This is a genomic window from Microtetraspora fusca, from assembly GCF_001570365.1.
Taxonomy (GTDB): domain Bacteria; phylum Actinomycetota; class Actinomycetes; order Streptosporangiales; family Streptosporangiaceae; genus Microtetraspora; species Microtetraspora fusca.
Genome location: NZ_BBYK01000038.1, coordinates 187,431 through 206,913, shown reverse-complemented (window position 1 = coordinate 206,913; position 19,483 = coordinate 187,431). Strand labels below are relative to the sequence as shown.

Genomic DNA, 19,483 nt, shown 5'->3' with positions numbered 1-19,483 from the left:
GTCCGGCGCGCTCCAGGTCGCTCCCCGCTCCGTCATGTCGCGGGGGACGTGGCCCCGCCGCCTCGCGACGCACCCCCCTGGACGTCGCTCCGCCGGGCAGATCCCGCCCGGTGGCGCGCTAGCTCTCGTCGCCTAAGGAGATCCTCTTGCCGATTCTGGCCAGGATGCTCCCCGCCCCTCTGATCATGGAGGTACGGCGGGGCGCGATCGCGCAACTCGGTGCGCTGCTGTCCGACAGCCGGGTCGCCACCTCGGGCCGCGTCGCCGTCGCGGTCGGAGTGAGTCAGGGCGACAAGATCGCCGAGGTGATCGCTCCGACCCTGGGAGAGGCCCAGGTCTTCCGGGTGGCCGACGGCTCGGTGGACGCCGCCATCTCGCTCGGCGCCGACCTGCGGAAGGGGGCGTACGAGGCGGTCATCGGCATCGGCGGCGGCAAGACCATCGACGCGACCAAGTACGCCGCGTCCCTCGCCGGCATCCCGATGGTCGCGGTCGCCACCAACCTCTCGCACGACGGCATCTGCTCGCCCGTCGCCTCCCTGGTCCACGACGGGGGCAAGCCCTCGTTCGGGGTGCCGATGCCGCTGGCCATCATGGTGGACCTCGACTTCGTCCAGGACGCGCCGCCGGCCCTGGTCCGCTCCGGGGTGGGCGACGTCCTGAGCAACCTGTCCGCCATCGAGGACTGGCACCTCGGCAACGCCGAACGCGGCGAGCCCATCGACGGTGTCGCGGTCTCCATGGCGCGCACGGCCGCCGAGGCGGTGGTGGGCCGCTCCGACTCGATCGAGTCCGACGGGTTCCTCACCGTCCTCGCCGAGTCGCTGATCCTCAGCGGGATGGCGATGGTCGTCGCCGGGTCGAGCCGTCCTTCGAGCGGTGGCGACCATGAGATCCTTCATGCCGTGGATCAGCTTTTTCCCGGAACGTCCAACCACGGCGAACTCGCCGGTGTGGGCGCGGCGTTCTGTTTCTTCCTGAGAGAGGACAGCCGGCGCCTCGATCAGATCACCGACTGCCTCCGGCAGCACGCGCTGCCCGTCACGCCCGGCGACCTCGGCCTGACGGTCGACCAGTTCACCGAAGCGGTGATGCTCGCGCCGTCGACCAGGCCCGGCAGATACACCATCCTCGAACACCTCCGCCTGTCGGAGACCGAGGTCAGGACGAGGGTGGAGGACTATGTCCGCGCCGTCGGTCGCTGAGCTGCGCGCGGTCGCGCAGCCGCAGACCACCATGGACCGCCGCAGCGGCGAGCACTGGGCCGGCCTGCTGTACATGCGGAAACTGTCCATCTACGCGACCTGGGTGCTGGCCAAGACCCCGATCTCGCCGAACCAGGTCACCGGCCTGATGATCGTGTGCGGCGTGCTCGCGGGCGCCGTGCTGGCGATCCCCGGGTTCTGGGCGGCCGTCGGCGCCGCGCTGTTGATCCAGGTCTACCTGCTGCTCGACTGCTCGGACGGGGAACTCGCCCGGTGGACCGGCCGCACCTCGATCGCCGGGGTCTACCTCGACCGGGTGGGTCACTACCTCGCCGAGGCGGCGCTGCTCATCGGCCTGGGCTTCCGCGCGTCGCAGGTGCTGCCCGACTGGTACACCGTGCTCGGCGTCGCGGCCGCGCTCGGCGCGATCCTGATCAAGGCGGAGACCGACCTGGTCGACGTCGCCCGGGCGCGCTCAGGGCTGACCGCGGCCACCGATGCGTCCGCCGGGCACTTCCAGTCGCGCCGGCTCGGCGCGGCGCGGAAGGTGGCCGCGGCGCTGCGCTTCCACCGCGTCATCCAGGCCGTCGAGCTGTCCCTGATCGTGGTGGTGGCGGCGGTGCTCGACTTCTGGTTCCCGGCGACGCGGATCCTCACCGTCGCATGCGCGGTGATCGCGGGTCTCCAGCTCGTGCTGCATCTCGTCAGCATCCTGGCGTCGCGGCGGCTCTCGTGACACCGGACTTCTCGACGTTTACGGGAGGCGGATCGGGGAACCGGGAGGCCTCCCGCCACGTCCGAGTGTTTGGTGGGGCTTCGGTCACTGTTCCGATACCCTTGATGCGCAGTAAACCAGACAGGTTCGGGATGGTTCGGCCGTACAGACTCGGTGATCATGAAATCGTGTGCTCGCTGCCACGCGTCGAGGCGATGACGCGGTGAAGATTTCGTGCGTCATCCTCACCATGGGGAACAGGGTCGCCGAGCTGAACCGGGCGGTCGAGTCCGCCCTCACGCAGACCGACGGCGACGTCGAAGTGGTGATCGTCGGAAACGGCGCGGACGTGCCGGAGATCGCGGCCCGGCCGCGGCCCGGCTCCGGGGCGGCGGTCAAGACCGTGCGGATCGGCCACAACGCGGGCATCCCCATGGGCCGCAACCGCGGCGTCCAGGAGTGCTCGGGCGACGTCGTGCTGTTCCTCGACGACGACGGATGGTACGCCGACGACAAGCTGGTCGCGCATGTCCGCGAGCGCTTCGCCGCCGAGCCCGACCTCGCGGTGATCTCCTTCCGCGTGATGGACCCCGACGGCGGCTCGGTGCAGCGGCGGCACGTCCCCCGGCTCCGCGCCGGCGACCCGGAGCGCTCCTCGCCGGTGACCACGTTCCTCGGCGGCGCCTGCGCGATCAGGCGCTCGGCCTACCTGCAGGTCGGCGGGCTGCCGGAGCGTTTCTTCTACGCCCACGAGGAGACCGACCTGGCCTGGCGGCTGCTGGGCGAGGGCTACCGGATCGAGTACGACGCGCAGACCGTCATGTACCACCCGCTGGTGCTCCCGAGCCGGCACGCCGACTTCTACCGGCTGAACGCCCGCAACCGGGTGTGGCTGGCGCGCAGGAACCTGCCCTGGCCACTGGCCGCGCTGTACCTGGGCAACTGGATCGTCCTCACCCTGCTCCGGGAGCGGTCGGCGCCGTCGCTCAAAGCGTGGTTCCGGGGTTTCCGCGAGGGGCTGCGCGAGCCCGCCGGCGAGCGCCGGCCGATGTCCTGGCGCACGGCGTGGCGGATGCTCCGCCTCGGCCGCCCGCCGATCGTCTAGACACGATCGGCCGGACCCGGCTCCTCACGACCGGTTGAGATAGACGAGGACGGCGAGCACGCGGCGATGGTCCTCGTCGGACCCGGACAGGCCGAGCTTGGTGAGGATCGAGCTGACGTGGGTCTCGACCGTACGGTCGGTGAGCCAGAGCCTCCGGGCGATCCCGACGTTCGTGCGGCCCTCGGCCATCAGCGCCAGCACCTCGCGCTCCCGGGCGGTCAGCGAGCGCAGGGGGTCGCTCGCCCGGTGCGCGCCGATGAGGCGGGAGACGACCTCGGGATCGAGGGCGGAGCCGCCGGCCGCCACCCGCCGGAGCGCGTCGAGGAAGTCGTCGACGTCGAGGACCCGGTCCTTGAGCAGGTAGCCGAACCGCCCGCTGGACACCAGCTCGACGGAGTGCCGGGACTCGACGTGCTGCGAGAGCAGGACGATCCCCAGCTCCGGATGGGCGGCGCGGATCCGCCGCGCCGCGCGGGCACCGTCGTCGGTGAGATCGGGCGGCATCCGGATGTCGATGATCGCCAGATCCGGGGCCGTGGCGTCGACGGCGGCGACCAGGCCGGGGGCGTCCTGGGCCTTGGCCACGACGTCGTACCCCGCGTCCTCGAGCAGGCGGGCCAGCCCCTCGCGGAACAGCGCCGAGTCCTCGCCGATCACCACGCGCATGGCAGCACCGCCTCCACCAGGGTCCCGCCGCCGGTCGGGCTGGACAGCCGGAGCGTACCCCCTGCCGCCGTGACACGGTCGGCCAGTCCCGCCAGGCCCGCGCCGGGGCGGATCACGGCCCCGCCCGGGCCGTCGTCGCTGATCCGTACGGTCACCCCGTCGTCCGCGCGGCTGACCTGGACGCCGATCGCGGTGGGCGCGGCGTGCTTGACCGCGTTCGTCATGGCCTCGCTCGCGACGTAGTACGCCGTCGTGGCGACGTCGTCGGGCAGGTCGCCGTCGGCGACGTCGAGCGTCACGGGCACCGGCGCCGTCCCGGCGAGCAGGGCGAGCGCGGCGCCGAGCCCGTCGTCCAGGCTGCTCGGACGCAGGCCGTGCGCGATCTGCCGCAGCTCGGCGACGGCCGCGGCCAGCTCGGCGACCCACCGGTCCAGCAGGCCGTCGACGTCCACCGTTCCGTCGGTCAGGTGGCGCTGGGCGAGCCGCATCGCCATGCCGAGGGAGACCAGGCGCTGCTGGGCGCCGTCGTGCAGGTCGCGTTCGAGCCGCCGCCGTTCCTCGTACCCCGCGCGCAGCAGCCGGGCGCGTCCGGCCTCGGCCTCGTCGAGCGCCCGGCTGACCTCGATGCGCAGCCGTACCACCTCGACGAGCAGGGCGCTCGCGGACGCCACCTCGCGCAGCAGCTCCCGGCTGCCGGTCGAGCCGCGGACGATCGCGCCGATGTCGTGCCCTCCGAGCCGCACCGGGGCCACGTGGGCCGAGCCGGGGAGCAGGGGATCGCCGGACGCGCCCACCAGGCCGGTCTCGCCCGGCACCCGGTAGCCGACCCGGAGCTCCGGGTCGCGCAGCGCGGCGCGCAGCGTCTCCTCCAACTGCTCGGGGTGCGCCTGGCCGGCGTGCGTACGGGCGCGCAGGTCCTCGACCGCGGCGAGGGCGGCCTGCCGTGCCGGGTAGAAGCGCCGGTCCACCCAACGCCGGAGCCGTACGCGCAGCGGCGCCAGCGCGGCCGCGCACACCGCCGTCGCCGCCGCGGCCGCCACCGGTGAGGCCCGGCCCGCGCCGAGACCCACCACGAACGAGGCGGCGGTCGAGAAGGCCAGCAGGATCGCGGTCACCAGGCCGTACGTGACGGCGGCGCTGATCGCCCGGTCGACGTCGTAGAGGTCGTGCCGGAGCACGGCGATCGCGGTCGCCGCGGGAACCGTCAGGGCGGTCGCCGCCAGGCCGATCAGGGCCAGGTCGGCGCCGCCGGTGAAGAGGTACCCAGCCCAGCACAACAGCAGCGTCAGCGGCAGGACGGAGGCGCCGAGCGCGAGCCACTTGAGCTGCGCCCGCCGCACCACGTCGGTCGCCCGCCGGTAGCGCAGCACCATCGCGGCCGCGGACGCGACCAGCAGCCCGAGGAAGACCGGCAGCAGCGCCATCCCGACCGCGTTCAGGAACGACAGGTACGGCTCCGCCACCCGCAGGAGGTGCGGCGTGTGCTGGAAGGGCGGCGGGTACGGATCGGGGTCGAACGCCGCGATCACCGTGAACAGCGCCGCGACGGCGAGCAACCCGGCGGCGGTCCAGCGCCGGCGTGGTCCCGTCAGGCGGCCGTCGGGGAAGACGAGCATGAGCAGCGCGGCCGGGACGTACAGGAACATCCAGTCGCCCTCGGACACGGCCGCGTACAGCTCGGTGAGCGGCAGGCCCGGCCGCCGGACGACCGCCAGCGAGTACAGCTGGCCGACCCCGAGCCACATCGCGGTCGCGCCGACGAGCACGAGCAGCAGGCCGACCGCGCTGTCCGGCCGCCGCACCGCGACCACCACGCCGAGCACGACGGAAGGCAGCGCGAACGCCGCGCCGATCAGGAACGCGGCGACGGCGTCCCCGCCGCCGGCGAGCCCGGCCAGCACCGCCCCGGCGCCCGCGAGCCCGCACACGCCGACCGCCGCGGCGTACGCGAGGGCGCGGGGAGACGGCACGTGCCAACCGTAGGCCCGGCGGACGGGGCCCGTGAATACGTGGCAGCACGGAGATCGGAACCCGGGCCGGCACGTGGCGAGGTCCCGGGGCGGCACCGATCCGCGCGCCTGTGCGACGCGCGGACACTGCGGACATGAAGAGATCCGTCCACCCAAGGAGGGCCGCGTGAACCGCTCCCGAACTCTCGTCGCCGGGCTGATCCTGTCCGGTCTGCTCGGTCTCGTCGACGTCGTGACGATGCCGTTCGGCGACGGTGAGAACCCGCCGTTCGCGGTGGCCGTCGTGGGTGCCGTCCTCGGGGTGCTCACCCTGGTCGGCGTCGTGCTCGCCTGGCGCGGCGGCCGGGCCGGCGCGGTGCTCGTGATCGTCACCAGGCTCCTGGCCGGGCTCAGCGCCGTGCCCGCGTTCTTCGCCGACGGCGTGCCGGGCCCCGCACGCGCCGTCGCCGCGCTCGGCGTCGTCCTGACCCTCGCCGGCGTCGCGCTGGTCGCCCCGGCGCTGCGTGCCCGCGCCTGATCACGTCTCAAGGAGAATCATGGAAACGTCCCTGCCCCCGTCCGAGCAGACCTCCGGCACGTCGCCGACGGCGAACCCGCCGCGGCCCGGCATCGCGCCGGCCCTCGCGATGTTCACCGCGCCGTGGGCGCTGGCCGTCTCCAACGGCGCGTACGCGTGGGCCACACGCGCCGGGGGAGGCGACGGCACCGGCGCGGAGGCGCTCGCCCTGGCCGAGGCCCATCCCGGCCTGATCCGCCTCAGCACCGTCGCCGCGCTGCTGGGGTGCCTGCTCATGGTCCCGGCGGTCATCGGCGCCCGGGGGCTCCTCGTGGACCGGGGCCGGAAACTCGGCTGGGTCGGCGCGCTGCTCATGGGCGCCGGGTACATCTGCTACTTCGGGATCGCCTTAGCCGGGAACGTCACGCTCGCGATGGTGGAGCACCCGGGGAACGCCGCGGATTACGCGGCCGTCCTCGACGGCTCCCAGAACGACCCGTCCACGATTTGGGTGTTCCTCCTCTTCGTGCTCGGCAACCTGGTCGGGACGCTGCTGCTCGGACTGGCCTTCCTCCGCGGCCGCGTGGTCCCGGTCTGGGCCGCCGCCGCGGTCCTCGCCTGGCCCGTGCTGCACGTGGCCGGGCTCATCGTCGGCAGCGAGTGGTTCGAGGTCGCGGGCGCGTGCCTGGAGGGCGTCGGCCTGGCCGTCGCCGGCGCGCGCGTCCTGGCCGCCCGACGGTGACGTCGCGGCGAACCGTACGTCGAACGGCGGCGGCGCGCCCGATCACATGGCGACGGCGTCCTGGAAGGACATCGTCACGTGATCGGCGGTCGCCGTCATCAGGGCCCTGCCCGGCAGGCCGAGCTCGCTCAGCTCCTTGGCGATCGGGTGGTTTCCCAGCCTGATCAGGGCGCCGCCGGGCCGCGCCCGCAGCCCGCTCGCGTGCGCCCTCCAGGGGATCCGCCGGGTGACCCCGTCGAGGTGGGAGTAGGCGTCCACCCCGGCCAGCCCGCCCGGCGGGAGCGGGACGCCGGGGCGGATCAGCAGGTCGAGCACCAGCCGCCCGTCCCTGCGCAGCACGCACCGCTTGTACGGCGTGGCCAGCCGCAGGTCGATGTCGGCCCGCTCCTTCGGAAAGCCCCAGATGCGGCGGCCCGCCTCCAGCGTGAACCCCTGGTCGACCGGCAGCCAGTGGACGAAGGCGCCGGAGCCGGCCGTACGGACGTCCTTCAGTCCCGCCAACAGCCCCCGTCCCGGCGGGCGGCCCGAGTCCGGAGGCCGGATCAGGAACGCCATGCCGAACTCGTGGTAGGCGTCCAGATCGCCGTCGCGGTACTGCACGAACACCAGGGTGCAGGCGGCCTTGCCGGGCAGCACCTCGGTCACGTCCAGTCCCGAGTACGCGATCACGGCACGGGCGGCGTCGGCTCGCACGAGGTAGGTGGCCGCGCCCACGGACGCGTCCCTGATCCGTACCGGCATGTCGATCCGGCGTCCCTGGATGAGATGGCTGCTCACGTCTCCCAGTAGAACAAGCCCGGGGCCCCGGGCGGTAGCCGGTCGCACGCTCGGCGCCTCATCGACATCTCGTACGGCCGGCCCGGGTCCCTGGTCAGGCGGGGAGGGCCTGCCCGCTGGGGCGGGCGGCGGGGTGCGGAGCCCGCGCCCAGCGTTCGAGCTGGGCCACGAACTCGGGGGCGCGTACCGGCCAGTGGAACCGGCGCAGCGCCTCGGCGTGTCCCCGGGCGCCCATCGCGGCGCGCGCCGCGGGATCGTCCCGGAGGGCGAGGACGGCCCGCACGGCCGCCTCCACGGTGTCCACGGGATCGTGGCCCGCGCCATCTTGCGCGATCGCGCCTGGGAACGGGACCAGGAGTCCGCACCCGGTCCCGGTCACCAGCGAGGCCGGGCCCGGCAGCGGCGTTGTGATCACAGGCAGGCCGCGGGCCATGTACTCGACGACCCGCGCCGGCGTGGAGTCGCGGAAGCCGGGCACGTCGTGCGTCAGGGACAGCCCCGCCAGCGCCCCCTCGGCCATCCGCAGCGCGTGCGCGTTGGGGACGTGCCCGAACCAGTCGAGCAGGCCCTCCCGTTGGGCGTCCCGCAGCAGCGGCCGCACGCCGGCGTCGGCCTGCCCGATCAGGTCGAGCCGGATCCCGTGCGGCCGCAGGCGGCGGGCCAGCTCGATCATCTCGGCGGCGCCGCGGGCCCGCGAGACGCGACCGAGGTAGACGAGCCGGTCGTCACCGGTGGCGGCCGCGGTGGCGGGGACGTCGGTGTGGTCGGGCACCACCGGGTGGCCGCCGGGGAAATGGGCGCGCAGCGACTCGTCGGCGAGGATGAGGTGCAGACGGCGCTCCGCCCGCCGCTCCAGCGCGCCGATCAGCCGGGGCAGCACCGGGCGCAGCGGCCCGGGCAGGTACGCCTCGCCCTCCAGCACCCCGCGCGTGTCCTCGTGGACGTCCCAGACGGTCACCGGCCTGCGGCGGGGCAGCGCGAGCAGGAGGTCGACGTCGTGGACGAGGAGCAGGTCGGCGTCCCGGCAGCCCTTCGCCAGCGCGGCCCGCGCCGCTCGGAGCGCCTTGAGACGCCGCGGGCCCACGGCCCGGGGGACGTCGACCGCACGGATCTCCGGCGACGGCGTCACGTTGCAGTGGGTGAACGGGGCGACGTAGGTGACCTGGTGCCCCGCGTCGAGCAGGGCCCGGATCTGGCGGTGCGCGATCCGGGCGTCCTCGGGGTGGTGGACGATCGTGCCGACACATACCCTCATGTGTCGACTCTGGGGTCTCATCCCGTCGCGCCCGGATGTGGCGCGTTAATCCATGCGGAACTACCGCTGAACTTCCGGCTGTGGCTCCACCGGTTTCCTGGGCCTGCGGTAGAGCCAGGCGAGGCGCGGCTCCAGCATCCACTTGAACAGGGTGCGGGTGATCGGCAGGCACAGGATAGTCGCCAGCACGAAGCTGCCGGTCAGGACGGCCAGCACGCCGAGGGGCCCCTCCAGCCACGAGACCTTCAGCCAGCCCATCTCCTTGCCGATCATCACCGGCACGCCGTGCAGCAGGTACGCGTAGAGCGTGCGCGTGCCGAGCTCGGAGAACCACATCTGGCGCCGCGGCACCAGGGCCATGACGCTGAAGCAGATCACGGTGACGCCCGCCAGGAACACCAGGCGGAAGCCCATGCCGTACCACCACGTCATGTGCAGGTCGTGGTAGCTGGCGTTGAAGTACCACAGGCCCAGCTTGAGGCGCGGCGCGAGGATGTAGACCGCGACCGCCCAGACCAGCAGGGTGACCCCGCCGACGATCTTGACCCAGGTGCGCTGGAGCAGGTCGAAGTGCTCGGGCTTGAGCACCAGGCCCATCGCGAAGAAGGGCAGCAGGCCGAACACGCGGTCGATGCTGAAATCACCGCTGAGCTGGGACAGTCCGGAGATCAGGCAGACGACCAACGCGGTGAGCAACGGATATCTCATCCGTTTCCACACGGGCGTGGACAATCGCCAGAACAACAGGGCGATGAGATACCAGTTGAGCCAGTACGGATCGAGGATCGAGACGCTCCACTTGTGCCCGAAGGCGACGCGGAGGGCGGCGTAACCGAACTGGACGATCACGTACGGCACGAGGAACGTGTCGACGAGTTTGTTCGTCTTCGCGTTCGAGTTCCAGAAGTTCTTCGACAGATAGCCACTGATCATCACGAACAGCGGCATGTGGAACGAGAACATGAAGATGTACAGCGCGCGGTTGGCGTCCGCGCCGACCGTCGGGCGGATCGCGTGCGAGGTCACCACGAGCGCGATCAGCAGGAACTTGACGTTGTCCAGGTACGGGTCGCGTCGCTTGGGACGCGGAGCGGGCTCCTCCTCGAGTTCCTGCTCCTCCCACCCGGCCGGAGGCCGCGCCTCGCCGAACCCGGACGCCGACCCGGGCCCGTACGGCGACGCCTGCTGGGGCGCCTGAGCCCACGCGGGCAGCGGGAGCGGATCGGGAGCGGGGGCCGGAGGAGCGGGCGCGGCCGGCGCGGCGGCCGGAGGCTGCGCGGTGCCCGGCACGGCGAGGCCCTGCGGCATCTCGTGCTCGGCCCGGCGCCACGGGTCCCACGGGTCCGCGGGCAGCTCGGGCCACTGCTGCTGGGCCGGCGGAGCCGCCGGAGCCGCCGGGACGGCCGGCATCGACTGCGTCGGCGCCTGTCCGTAGATGGCCGAGCCGCGGCGCTGACGCTGCGGCAGGCGCTCGGGCATGGGCGGCGCCGCGGTGGAGGTGTCCTGCACAGGCGCCGCGAAGGGGTTCGGGATCGGATCGTCCGTGGGCGCGGCCAGGTCCGGTGTGGGCGCGGCGTACGGGCCCTGGGCGGATCCGCCGAAGAGGTTCTCCTCGGACGGGGCGGCCGGTCCGGACATGGGAGGCGTTCCCGCGTCCGCCGGGCGGCCGCTGGAGAAGTAGTCGAAGCCCTGGGAGGCCGGCTCGGGCGCTCCCGTCGCCTGCGCGGCGTCGGCCCTCGGCGAGCGCGGACGGCGCTTGGGCAGGGGCCGGTGCTCGGCGCCGAGGTCGGCGGAGGTCTCGGGGGCCGTCGCCGGGCTCTCGGCCGCCGAGCCCTGAGACGCCGTCTCGGGCTTGGCGAACGACTGGGCGGCTGAGGGCGCGGGCGACGCCTCTAAGGAGGGGGACAGGGAGGACTCTTCGGGCCGGTTCGGCGCATCGGATCCGGACGCTCCAGATCGCGACGCGGGTTCCGGCGCACCGGATCCGGGGGCGGGTGTTCCCGCGAGGCCGTTCCCGGACCGGGAACCCGCGAAGTCGCTTCCGGACGCGGAGGTTCCCGAGAAGCCGTTCCCGGACGGGGAGCTGGCGAAGTCGTTTCCGGACGCGGAGGTTCCCGCGAAGCCGTCTCCAGAGGGGGCGGCCTCCGAGAGGCCGTTTCCGGACGTGGAAGCCGCCGAGGAGCCGGTTCCGAACGCGGGCGGGCCGGTGTGACCTCCCGAGAGGCCGGTCGTCGGGGCGGGGGCCGCCGAGGAATCCGTACCGGACGACGGAGAGCCTGAGCGCTCCGCGCCGGTCGCGAAGCCGGACGGACGCGCGGCGCCCGGCTCAGAGGCGCCGGGATGGGACGGTCCGATGCCGGACGGCGCCGGGGCCGAGCCCGCCGGATCGCCAGACCTGACCGAGCCGGAAGAGCCCGCCCATCCTGCCGGGCCGGCGGAGGGCGGCGGGCCAGCCGATTCGGCCGGGGACGCGGGCGCGGAGCCGAAGGACGCGAAGTGCCCGGTCGACGGCGGCTCCTGGGAGGCGCCGAAGTGGCCTCCCGACGGCGTGGCCGCCCAGCGCTGCCGTGCGGGCGGCTCGGGCTCCGGGGCGTCCCCGGGTGTGCCGTCGCCGGGGGCGGCGGGCTGCGGCGGCCACTCCCCGGTGATGCGGCCGATCACTCCGGTGGGCGCGTCCTCGGAGGGATCGTGCGGTTCGCCCGGGTTCGCTCCCGGTACGTGAGGGGATGGGCGCGTGTCAGTCACGGGAGGAAACTCTCAAGTTCGCCGAGCGGGGGCCGGTGGCTCATTCGAGACGGAGCCTGCGTCCAAGACGCTAGCGCGGACGTCCCGTGCGGTCAGGCGAACGTGGAAGCACGGAATGCGTCCGCTTCGCCCAACCTTAACGCAAGTCTCGTGGATCACTCCTGTAACGGACATCAATAATCCCTGTGAGGGACTGACCTCAGCCCTTGCAGATGTCGGTCTCCGAGGTCACGGCGTCGTCGCCCACCTGCAACGGGATCTTGACGCCCTTCCAGTCCGCGCCGACCACGAGCTGGATGATCGGGCCGGCGATCCGTCCGGGCTTGGGCGGCGTCTTTTCGGGCGTGAAGGGGCTCGCGGGGCCGGTCGCCAGCTTGCCGGTCTCGGGCTTGACCTCGCCCTGCAGCTTGCCGCTGAGGATCTTGGCCTGGTCCCAGCCCTGACCCGTGTAGCGGATCATGGTCGTCGGCTGGTCGGTGCCGTCCGCCTTGCGGGCGTCGCCGACGCCGACCACGCGGAAGCCCTCGGCGGCCAGCGCCTCGGCCACCTCCTTGGCCTTGCCATCCATGTTGGTGCCGTTGAACACCTGGACCTTGACCTGTTCGGGCTTGGTCACCGTCGGCGCGGCGGGCGTGGCGCCGCCGGAGGCGGTGGCGGCCGGGCTCGGGGAGGCGGTGACCTCCACGTCGCCTCTGATGCCGGCGAACAGGTTCTCCGCGGCCGGCTGCTTCCACTGGACGCGGTTCTTGTCCGCGACGTACGGCTCCCAGGGCACCTTGGTGCCCTTGAACCCCTTGGCGCTGAGCTTGGAGGCGCTCATCGCGATCTGGATGAGCGCGTCGCCGTTGAGCTTGTCGTCCATCGTGACGGAGTCGGCCGTGGCGGCGATGAACTTCTGCAGCTTTCTCAGGTCGGTGAGCATGCCGCTGCTGGTCGCCTTCTTCACCACCTGGGAGATGAAGACCTGCTGGCGTTCGATCCGGCTGATGTCGCCGCCGTCGCCGAGGGCGTAGCGAGCCCGTACGTAGGCGAGGGCGGTCTCGCCCCTGACGATGTGCTTGCCCTTGCTCAGGACCAGCTTGGCCTTCTTGTCGTTGACGTCCTTCGGCAGGCAGATCTCGATGCCGCCCAGGGCGTTCACGATGTTCTTGAAGCCGGTGAAGTCGACCTTCACCCAGTGGTCGATGGGGATTTTGGTGAGCGTCTCGATGGTTCGGCGGGTGCAGATCATGCCGCCGCTGGAGAACGCGGAGTTGATCATACCCAGGTGCTGCCCGACGACGGCCTTGGTCCTGACGTCGCGGCACTCGGGGATCAGGACCATGGAGTCGCGAGGGAAGCTGACCAATGTCGCGCCGTCCCGGTTGGGAGCGATGTGCAGCAACATGATCGTGTCGGTGCGCTCGCCGTCGTTCTGCATGTGCTGGCCGTACTTCTTGTTGTCACCGGACCTCGTGTCGGATCCGACGAGCAGCACGTTGATGGCGCCGGTCGCGTTGACCGGGCGCGTCTTGTCCAGGTCGTCGGTCGAGTCGCCGACATGGATCATGCCGAACGTGTCCCGGTAGACCTTGTACGCGGTCAGCGTGCCGGCGACCAGGACGGTGGTCATGGCGATGCTGGTCCAGCCCAGTACGCCGAGGCCGCGCTTGGCGCCGCCCGAGTCGCGGCGGCGCGAACCCGGACCGCCTGGACCGCTCGGACCGCCGCCGGAGGGACCGCCGGGACGGCCGTCGCCGCCCCCGCCCCGGCGTGATCCCCGCCGGGGAGCGTCGTCGTCCGCGCCCATCTCGTGGGTTTCGCCGCGCTTGCCGCGCTTGGCGCGACCCCGGCCGCCGTCCGGCTCGCCGTCGTCGCCCTCGTCGGTGGTGGCGTCCTCGTCGTCGGACTTGCGGCGCCCCCAGAGCTTGCGGCGCGGCTCGTCGTCGGGCTCGTCCCACGGGTCGACGTTGGAACGCCGTCCCCAGCGCCGCTTCGGCGGGTCGTCGAGGTAGTCGTCGTCGGGCTCGCGCTCACCCCACGGGCCGCGCTCGGGCTCGTCGTACTCGTCCTGCCGGAACGCCTGGTCCTGATATCCCCGGTCCTGGCCGGCCGGGTCCCGGTACCCCTGATCCTGGTAACCCTGGCCCTGGTGGGCCCGGTCCTGATAGCCGGGATCCTGATACGCCTGGCCCTGGTGACCGGGTTCCTGGTACCGCTGGTCGCGTTGTCCGGGGTCACCGTATCCCTGGTCGTGGTACCCGTGATCCTGTGGAACGGGCCGCTCGGCGGTCCTGCCGCCACCCCTGCGACGGCCGCGCTGCGCGTCGTGGGTGTCCTGGCCGTAGGCGTCGCGAGGAGAGTCCTGGTACCCCTCCTGCCGGGAGGGACGGCCGTCGCGCCCGCGGGGGCCGCCGGGCTGACGGTCCCGCCGGTCCGGGCGGTCCTGCCGATCCCCCTGGACATAGCGCGGTCCCGTGTCCTCGCGTCCCCAGACCCGCTGGTCGTTCGTCGGCATGTCCGGAGGCTGACGCCGGTCGTTCATGCGCCCCTCCTCGACGCGAGGCGCGCTGGACGTGTGGGCGAACAGCTGGTCCGACTACTGCTTCGCACGCACACGTGTTCCTCCTCGCTTTACGGCCATTTGACCGAGAGCATGACAGCTCTTCGCCGAAGGCTAGGCCACGCACATGTGAACGAGCGGGGAGATCGCTGATTTAGGACGTGACCTGTCTTTTGCTTCGACTGGGGTGATCCAGCGCGAAGCATACTCAAACATAGATAATTCGGGGTATGTCAAATACTTGACGAATACCGGACTCTCAGGAATCTTCCAGGTCAGCGCGCAATCGCCCGAGAGCGGGACCGGAGCCCGCGTCGATCAGCCGCCCCCAGCGGTCCACAGCGGCCGGCCGAAGCACCATGAGGCGGTCGCGCGGCTCCGTACGGCTCTGTACGGAGCCGGTCAGCGCCGGGAGCGCGGGCGCAGGGCGAGCGCGGCGGCGAGGAACGCCAGCGGGGTCGCGGGAAGGACGTACCGGTAGTCGAACTCGGCCGTCGCGGCGGGGATGAGCAGCAGCAGCACCGCGACCGCCCACGGCACCGCCCAGGCCAGACGCCACCCGTCACCTGTACGGGACGCCGCCCCCCGGGAGGCGACCAGCCGCCGGGCCCACCGTGCGGCGACCGCCAGCGGCGGGAAGAGGAGGACGGGCAGCAGCAGCACGCCCGGCAGAAAAACCACGCTCTGGTAGGCCCGCATCACCCCGGCGAACGGCTCGACGACCCGGGTGGAGATCGGGCCCCGCTGGTAGAGCTCGGCGAACCGGGTGCCGACGACCGCGGGATGGCGTCCGGGCGGGGCGGGGGTCTTCGAGGGGAACTCGTAATATCCGTAGACCTCGGCGTCGGGATAGACCGGGCGGCCCCACACGAACGTCCGGGCGAACTCGTCCACCGTGGTGGCCACGTAGTCGAGCGGCTGACTGCGGATGGCCAGCCACGCGAACCGGCCGGCCAGCGCGTCGGTCTCGCTGAGGAACGTGATGCCGGGCAGGCGGACCAGCGGCGAGTCCGGGTCCCAGACGTAGTCCTGCGACGGCGGCCTGCGGGCCGGGGGCCGGTCGTCGCACAGGACGGCCAGGTCGGCCGGGGGCCGCATGACCCGGCAGTCCGCGAAGGACATGGTCCGCGCGTACAGGAAGGCGCCGTTCGACCCGACCAGCCCCACCCGGTGATGGGCCGCCCAGAACCAGCCCCCGTAGGCGACGACGGGGACCAGCGCGGCGGCCAGGAACGCCCCGACGACCCGCCAGGGAAGCCCGCGCCGTGACCCTTGTGCCGTGCCCGCCTGGCCCCCCGTGTCGTCCGCGCTCGCGGCGGCCTTCCCGGCGGCGCGCGAGCCGTACCAGAGCAGGAGGACCGCGAAGGCGGCGACCAGCGGGAGGCCCACCGTCCTCGTCAGCGTCGCCGCGGCCAGGAGCAGGCCGGTCGCGACGGCCGTACGCCAGGTCAGGGGGCGCAGCGCCACGAAGACCGCGGCCACGACCAGGAACGTGAACAGCGCGTCGGAGACCAGCAGGTGCTCAAGCTGCACCTGGTACGCGTCGAGCAGGACGGGCGCGGACGCGAGCGCGCCGGCCCAAAGCGGCCTGCGACGGCGGATCACGGCGACGTAGATCATCACGCTGGTCAGCAGGCCGAGCACATGCTGGGTGAGCACCACGAACCCGAAGTCGTGCAGGGGCTCCAGCAGCCGCAGAAACATCGAGTAGCCCGCCGGGCGCACCAGGTCGGGCTTCGGCCGCATCGCCGTCACGACGTAGCTGTAGGAGTCCGGGAACCACAGCGCGGGCCGATACCCAAGCATGGTCACGATCCGGAGCGCGGCGCCGAGCCCGAGCACCCCCAGGAACCATCTGTGGCGGCGAGCCCAAGGCGCGATGCGCCGCAACCACGACACCTGACTCCCCGTCCCCCGGCGTTCTTCGTGCCCCGCGTTCTTCCCGGCGTACGCTACCCGGCCGCGCCGACATATCGAGAGTGCGGGAGCCCGGGCGCGTGGGCGGATCACCCGTGGCGGGCCGTTACGCTCGGGTCATCCCGACGAAACGGTTCGGCCGGCTCCGGCCGAGAACGACATGGCCGTCGGCGGGCCGGGTGCTCGTCGTCGGCTCCGCCGTGCCCGCGCTCGCGCTTGCCGGATGGCTGCTCGCGGGCCTGCCGCTGCTGCTGCTCGGCTGGTTCCGGCCGCTGCCCATGGCGCTGCTCGGCGGCGGGACGGCCCTCCTCCTGTGCCTGCTCGGTCTGCGCCGCCTCCCGGAGAGCGTGCCCGCCCTCGGCCGGCACGTCGCCGCCGTGGCGGGCATCGCCGTCGCGTCCGGACTGTTCAACGGGTTCCTGCGCTCCGAGCAGCTCTTCGTACGGCGCGACCCCGCGACGTACGCGCAGTACGCGATCTGGCTGGCCCGGCACGGGTCGCTGCCCATCCCGTACGGTCAGGCCGGCTTCGGCGGCCTCGACCCCGCGCTGCGCTTCGACAGCATGGGGTTCTACGACTTCCACGGCGCGATCGTGCCCCAGTTCATGCCGGGGCCACCCATGCTGGACGCGATCGGCTACTGGCTCGGCGGGGTGCCCGGGCTCCTGCTGGTCCCGCCGGTGCTGGGCGCACTGGCGGTGCTCGTCGTCGCCGGGACCGCCGCCCGCCTGGCCGGAGCCCGCTGGGCGCCGCTCGCGGCCCTGGTCTTCGCGGTCAGCATGCCCATCCTCTACACGTCGCGGACGACGTTCAGCGAGATCCCCTCCCTGATCCTCCTGTTCGGCGGCATGACGCTGCTGCTCGACGCGCGGCACCGGCTCCGGACCGGGGGCGGCGCCCGCATCGCGGCGGCGCTGGCCGGGCTCGTCTTCGGCCTCGCCCTGCTCGTCCGGATCGACGGCCTGCGTGACGTGCTCCCCGTCCTCGCGTACGCGGGGGTGCTGATCGCGCTGCGCCGCATCTCCTGGCCGCCCGCGCCGACGGGCACGGGGACGGCGCGGCGGTTCCCGGACGGGCGGCTGGGCGTGCCGCTCCTCGCGGGGCTCGGGGTGGGCGGATTCTGCGGCTTCGCCGCCTGTTACCTGCTGGCCCGTCCCTATCTGATGTACCTCTCGGGGTCGCTGCTACCGCTGCTCGCGATCTGCGCCGTCGTCGTCGTGGTCACCGCGGCGGGCGCGGCCCTCGCACCGAAGATCGCCGTCCGGCTCGCCGCCCGCCGGGCCCGCCCCGGACGTACCGATCGCCCGGCACAGCCCGGCGGACCGGAGCGGGGCGATCAGCCGGGACGGCCCGGCGGCTCGGCCCGGCGGCCGGCGTGGCTCTCCCGCCTGCCCTGGCTGACAAAGGTGTTCCGGTCGTCGGCGTTGCCGGGGTGGGCCGCCGCGCTGGTCGTGCTCGTCATGGCGGGCTTCGCCGTACGGCCCTGGGTGCAGACCGTGCGGCGCGTGGCGGTGACGTCGGAGGACATGCTCACCGCGGACTTCATCGAGAAGGCCCAGATGGCCAACCGGCTCCCGGTGGACGGCACCCGGCTCTACTACGAGGACTCCCTTTACTGGGTCGTCTGGTACGTCGGGCTCCCGGTGGTCGTGCTGGCCACGCTCGCCGCCGCGGTACTCGCGCGGCGCCTCGCCAGAGGGAGGGCCCTGGAGTGGCTGCTCCCGCTCGCGATCATCGGCTGGACGACCGTGACGACCCTGTGGCGTCCCGCGATCACACCCGACCATCCCTTCGCGGCGCGGCGGCTGGTGCCGGTCGTGATCCCCGGGCTGATCCTGCTCGCGGTCTGGGGGCTGCGCTGGGGGCGTGACCGCCTCCACCACGCGGGACGAGGCACCCGCCTCGCCATGATCGCCGGAGTGCTCCTGTTCGTGGTTCCCCCCGCCGTCATCTCGATCGGGACCGCCTTCTCGCCCGTCGAGCGGGGCGAGGCGGACGGCATCGCCCGCATGTGCGCGGCGATCCCGCGCGACGCGTCCGTGCTGATCATCGAGCGGGTCACCGGGGACAGGTTCACGCAGGTGATTCGCGGGCAGTGCGGCCTCCCCACCGCGCGGGTCAAGAACCCCCAGGGGTCGAGCGTCGCCCTGGGATTCGACGTGCGCAGGGTGATCGGCAAGGTGCGGGCCGCCGGCCGTCGACCCGTGCTGCTCGCCGCCGACCAGGCCCAGCTCGCGCCGTACGGCACGGCCACCCAGGTGCTGCGGCTGCGTACGCACCAGGACGAGCGCTCCCTCGTTGGCCCGCCGGACGCCGTCTGGAGCCTCGCATCCGACGTCTGGATGACCGTCCCCCAGGAGCCGCGTTAGTCGCCGTGCGGCCGGGTCAGTGATCATGGCGCTAGGGTCTGCCGCATGGATTTGTCGTCGGATACTCCGGAAAGCGAGGAGCTGTCCTTCGGGAAGGAACCCACCCGGGAGCCGAAAGCGACCACTTGGCTGCGGAAACTCGCTTCCCCGATCAGGAGTTCAAGGGCGTGGAAACCGGTCGCGGCGGCGGTGTCCGTGGCCGTTCTGCTGCTCGGGGCGGTGTCCGACTCACGGGATGAGCGCGGTCAGTGGCCGCTGCCGCCGCCGCGCGGCCCCTGGCCCGAAACCGGCACCTTTCTCCTCCATCTCTGCCAGGACACCAGCGCCGAGGTCTGGGAGTGGTGCGCGGGCGGCGGTGCCGTCACCGACGAGGAGAGGTGGGTCATCGAGCGGACCCTCGCCTCGCTCCCCGAGGTCACGTCGTACGGCCGGAGGACCCCGGAGGAGATGCTGGCGATCGCGCGGCAGGATCACCGGGTCGGTGACATCCTCACCGCGGACCTGATGCGCGAGGGCTACGGCGGCACTCTCGGGCGAGGGGACTGGCGTTCGCCGCTTCGCGCACTGGCGGACCTGCCCGGCGTCGGTGCCCCCATCGCGTACCGCGACGACTTCTGGTGGGGAAAGGCGGACGTATCGGTCGCTCTGTGTCCGGAGACGCCCATCTACGGGTTCACGAGACCGTGCGAAGGGCGCGGACGGGCCACCGACGCCGAGAAGGAGGCCGTGTTCGACCGGATCCGCCGCCTTCCCGGCATCGAGAAGATCTACGCCGAGGACCCGGCGCACGCGGCGAAGGCGCGTGACCATGTCTCCTGGCAGATGCCGTTCGGGAGCGACCGGCTCGACGACCTCCCCGAGACCTTCTACATCAAGCTCGCCGACCCCGGCGCGGCGGCGCGGATCGAGAAGGCCGTCGCGGGCATGTCCGGCCTGGCCTGGGCGAGGGAAGTGACGCCGGTCGCCGCGCCGTGAGGCC

The 19,483-nt window shown here is 72.7% G+C and carries 16 protein-coding genes; 9 read left to right on the top strand and 7 right to left on the bottom strand.

From position 1 onward, the window contains the following. Positions 1-164 precede the first annotated feature (164 nt). From AWQ68_RS01065 to AWQ68_RS01055, 3 genes are all read left to right on the top strand, one after another. Positions 165-1,205, top strand: a complete 1,041-nt coding sequence (locus AWQ68_RS01065) for an iron-containing alcohol dehydrogenase family protein (protein ID WP_066933075.1) — start codon at positions 165-167, stop codon at positions 1,203-1,205. Further along, positions 1,183-1,941 carry a CDP-alcohol phosphatidyltransferase family protein gene (locus AWQ68_RS01060; RefSeq protein WP_066933072.1) on the top strand — a complete coding sequence of 253 codons (759 nt, stop codon included), beginning with the start codon at positions 1,183-1,185 and terminating at the stop codon, positions 1,939-1,941. The genes AWQ68_RS01065 and AWQ68_RS01060 overlap by 23 nt, the downstream gene beginning before the upstream one ends. Positions 1,942-2,143: 202 nt before the next feature. Further along, on the top strand, positions 2,144-3,025 hold the full coding sequence (locus tag AWQ68_RS01055; protein WP_084463539.1) for a glycosyltransferase family 2 protein: 882 nt from the start codon (positions 2,144-2,146) through the stop codon (positions 3,023-3,025). Between the two features lie 24 nt (positions 3,026-3,049). On the opposite strand, the gene AWQ68_RS01050 is transcribed toward AWQ68_RS01055, so the two are convergent. Both AWQ68_RS01050 and AWQ68_RS01045 read right to left on the bottom strand, forming a co-directional pair. Next, positions 3,050-3,691: a response regulator transcription factor gene (locus AWQ68_RS01050; protein ID WP_066933069.1), complete on the bottom strand. Its 642-nt coding sequence runs from the start codon at positions 3,689-3,691 to the stop codon at positions 3,050-3,052. Continuing rightward, a complete protein-coding gene (locus tag AWQ68_RS01045) occupies positions 3,679-5,661 on the bottom strand; it encodes a sensor histidine kinase (RefSeq protein WP_066933066.1) in 1,983 nt (660 codons plus the stop codon). The genes AWQ68_RS01050 and AWQ68_RS01045 overlap by 13 nt, the downstream gene beginning before the upstream one ends. A gap of 166 nt (positions 5,662-5,827) precedes the next feature. Between AWQ68_RS01045 and AWQ68_RS01040 the strand changes: the two genes are divergently transcribed. Continuing rightward, the gene (locus tag AWQ68_RS01040) at positions 5,828-6,178 is read left to right on the top strand and encodes a hypothetical protein (RefSeq protein WP_066933063.1); all 351 of its coding nucleotides are present in this window, start codon (positions 5,828-5,830) and stop codon (positions 6,176-6,178) included. A gap of 19 nt (positions 6,179-6,197) precedes the next feature. Then, complete coding sequence (locus tag AWQ68_RS01035) at positions 6,198-6,899, top strand: hypothetical protein (protein ID WP_066933060.1); 702 nt, start codon at positions 6,198-6,200, stop codon at positions 6,897-6,899. A gap of 42 nt (positions 6,900-6,941) precedes the next feature. On the opposite strand, the gene AWQ68_RS01030 is transcribed toward AWQ68_RS01035, so the two are convergent. The 3 genes from AWQ68_RS01030 to AWQ68_RS41905 form a co-directional block, all read right to left on the bottom strand. Next, positions 6,942-7,676, bottom strand: coding sequence for an acetoacetate decarboxylase family protein (locus AWQ68_RS01030; RefSeq protein WP_084463538.1), 735 nt, complete (start codon positions 7,674-7,676; stop codon positions 6,942-6,944). Positions 7,677-7,770: 94 nt separating this feature from the next. Beyond that, a complete protein-coding gene (locus AWQ68_RS01025) occupies positions 7,771-8,931 on the bottom strand; it encodes a glycosyltransferase (protein ID WP_157544746.1) in 1,161 nt (386 codons plus the stop codon). A gap of 60 nt (positions 8,932-8,991) precedes the next feature. Next, entirely contained in the window at positions 8,992-10,569 is a 1,578-nt protein-coding gene (locus AWQ68_RS41905) for an acyltransferase family protein (RefSeq protein WP_157544744.1), read from the bottom strand. 214 nt (positions 10,570-10,783) lie between these two features. Here AWQ68_RS41905 and AWQ68_RS41900 point away from each other — a divergent pair, with 214 nt between their 5' ends. After that, the gene (locus AWQ68_RS41900; protein WP_157544742.1) at positions 10,784-11,143 is read left to right on the top strand and encodes a hypothetical protein; all 360 of its coding nucleotides are present in this window, start codon (positions 10,784-10,786) and stop codon (positions 11,141-11,143) included. 141 nt (positions 11,144-11,284) lie between these two features. Further along, positions 11,285-11,653 (top strand): hypothetical protein, encoded by a 369-nt coding sequence (locus tag AWQ68_RS41895; protein ID WP_157544740.1) that lies wholly within the window; start codon positions 11,285-11,287, stop codon positions 11,651-11,653. A gap of 222 nt (positions 11,654-11,875) precedes the next feature. Here AWQ68_RS41895 and AWQ68_RS01015 read toward each other — a convergent pair whose 3' ends face one another. Both AWQ68_RS01015 and AWQ68_RS01010 read right to left on the bottom strand, forming a co-directional pair. Next, a complete protein-coding gene (locus AWQ68_RS01015) occupies positions 11,876-14,200 on the bottom strand; it encodes an LCP family protein (protein WP_245655691.1) in 2,325 nt (774 codons plus the stop codon). A gap of 420 nt (positions 14,201-14,620) precedes the next feature. After that, complete coding sequence (locus tag AWQ68_RS01010; RefSeq protein WP_066933054.1) at positions 14,621-16,117, bottom strand: hypothetical protein; 1,497 nt, start codon at positions 16,115-16,117, stop codon at positions 14,621-14,623. 113 nt (positions 16,118-16,230) lie between these two features. Here AWQ68_RS01010 and AWQ68_RS01005 point away from each other — a divergent pair, with 113 nt between their 5' ends. Together AWQ68_RS01005 and AWQ68_RS01000 are read left to right on the top strand one after the other, a co-directional pair. After that, positions 16,231-18,504 (top strand): glycosyltransferase family protein, encoded by a 2,274-nt coding sequence (locus tag AWQ68_RS01005; protein ID WP_306306752.1) that lies wholly within the window; start codon positions 16,231-16,233, stop codon positions 18,502-18,504. Between the two features lie 195 nt (positions 18,505-18,699). Continuing rightward, complete coding sequence (locus AWQ68_RS01000; protein ID WP_157544738.1) at positions 18,700-19,479, top strand: permease-like cell division protein FtsX; 780 nt, start codon at positions 18,700-18,702, stop codon at positions 19,477-19,479. The last annotated feature ends 4 nt before the right edge of the window (positions 19,480-19,483 follow it).

Coding starts and splice junctions, on each gene's coding strand:
- AWQ68_RS01065 (WP_066933075.1), top strand. CDS start 165: ATGCTCCCCGCCCCTCTGATCATGGAGGTACGGCGGGGCGCGATCGCG.
- AWQ68_RS01060 (WP_066933072.1), top strand. CDS start 1,183: ATGTCCGCGCCGTCGGTCGCTGAGCTGCGCGCGGTCGCGCAGCCGCAG.
- AWQ68_RS01050 (WP_066933069.1), bottom strand. CDS start 3,691: ATGCGCGTGGTGATCGGCGAGGACTCGGCGCTGTTCCGCGAGGGGCTG.
- AWQ68_RS01035 (WP_066933060.1), top strand. CDS start 6,198: ATGGAAACGTCCCTGCCCCCGTCCGAGCAGACCTCCGGCACGTCGCCG.
- AWQ68_RS01025 (WP_157544746.1), bottom strand. CDS start 8,931: ATGAGGGTATGTGTCGGCACGATCGTCCACCACCCCGAGGACGCCCGG.
- AWQ68_RS41905 (WP_157544744.1), bottom strand. CDS start 10,569: ATGTCCGGACCGGCCGCCCCGTCCGAGGAGAACCTCTTCGGCGGATCC.
- AWQ68_RS41895 (WP_157544740.1), top strand. CDS start 11,285: ATGCCGGACGGCGCCGGGGCCGAGCCCGCCGGATCGCCAGACCTGACC.
- AWQ68_RS01015 (WP_245655691.1), bottom strand. CDS start 14,200: ATGAACGACCGGCGTCAGCCTCCGGACATGCCGACGAACGACCAGCGG.